Origin of the sequence: Paraburkholderia franconis (assembly GCF_009362735.1) — a bacterium.
GTDB lineage: Bacteria > Pseudomonadota > Gammaproteobacteria > Burkholderiales > Burkholderiaceae > Paraburkholderia > Paraburkholderia franconis.
Map to the genome: position 1 here is coordinate 1 of NZ_WHNP01000236.1, position 1,003 is coordinate 1,003.

Annotated in this window: 2 protein-coding genes; one reads left to right on the forward strand and one right to left on the reverse strand. The window is 60.1% G+C overall.

Going from position 1 to position 1,003, the window contains the following annotated elements:
• A partial coding sequence (locus GCT13_RS51085) for a hypothetical protein (protein WP_321575079.1) occupies positions 1–190 on the reverse strand: 190 nt, incomplete at its 3' end.
• 567 nt (positions 191–757) lie between these two features.
• Here GCT13_RS51085 and GCT13_RS47900 point away from each other — a divergent pair.
• Positions 758–1,003, forward strand: a 246-nt coding sequence (locus GCT13_RS47900; RefSeq protein WP_152767593.1) for a transposase, incomplete at its 3' end; no start/stop codon positions are given.

A 1,003-nucleotide genomic window follows, 5' to 3' on the forward strand; every position in this document is an offset into this window, starting at 1 on the left:
TTGCTGTCGCTGCACGCTGGGACTCGAAGATCGCCTGGTAGCGACGGATCGTCTTGCGATCAACGCCCGTGAGCTCATGGATCCTGCGTTGGCTCACCTCGCGTTCGAGCAACGTGAATATCGCGCTTTGCAGATGTTGCTTCAAGACGTTCACTCCCTGATCTCCTTCTTGTTCGAAGGAGAAGAAAATAGACGTCCTGCAACATCGTTAGCCGCCCGCTCAAAAGCTCAGCCGGGGGTTCTCAGGTGGAGGAGTTTGAACTGCCCAAACCCGGAGGAGTTTGGGTGCCCTCCGGGGGAGATTTGCGAACCTAACATCGTCAGCGGTTTCCGGCAGTGGATGCAAAAGCACCGGGGCGCAAAGCCGGCGACACTTCGGCTGTACTGTCGCGATGCCACGACAATGCTCGAGTTACTTGGGCACGATGTCGGCGGATGGGATCCGAAGCGCGTGCGGACGTTCCTGCTGGACAGTGTTGGCAAGTGCAGTGTCAGTACGGTCGAAAAGCGGGTCACCAGCGCGCGGGCCTTCCTGCGTTATCTGGGTGTTCACGGCCTGTGTCGGGCCGGTCTCGACCAAGCGGTTCCCGCACTAGCGCATTGGCGCCTGTCGACACTCCCGCAGTGTCTTGCGCCTGACGATGTTGACCGTCTAATAGCCGCTTGCGATGGCCATTCACTTCGAACACTTCGCGACCGCGCGATCTGAAGTTGACCCGGCAAAACGGACACCTATCCTTTTACAGGAGGTGCCGAAATGGGCAAGACTCGTACACCGTACCCGGCGGAATTCCGGGCGCAGATGGTGGAACTGGTCAAGGCCGGGCGCACACCGCAGGAGCTCGCTCGCGAGTTCGAACCGACGGCGCAGACCATCACCAACTGGGTTGCGCAAGCCGAACGTGATGCTGGGGTGCGTCATGACGGGCTGACCACGGCCGAGCGGCAGGAGCTTACGCGGCTGCGCCGTGAGAATCGCCAGTTAAAAATGGAGCGCGACATC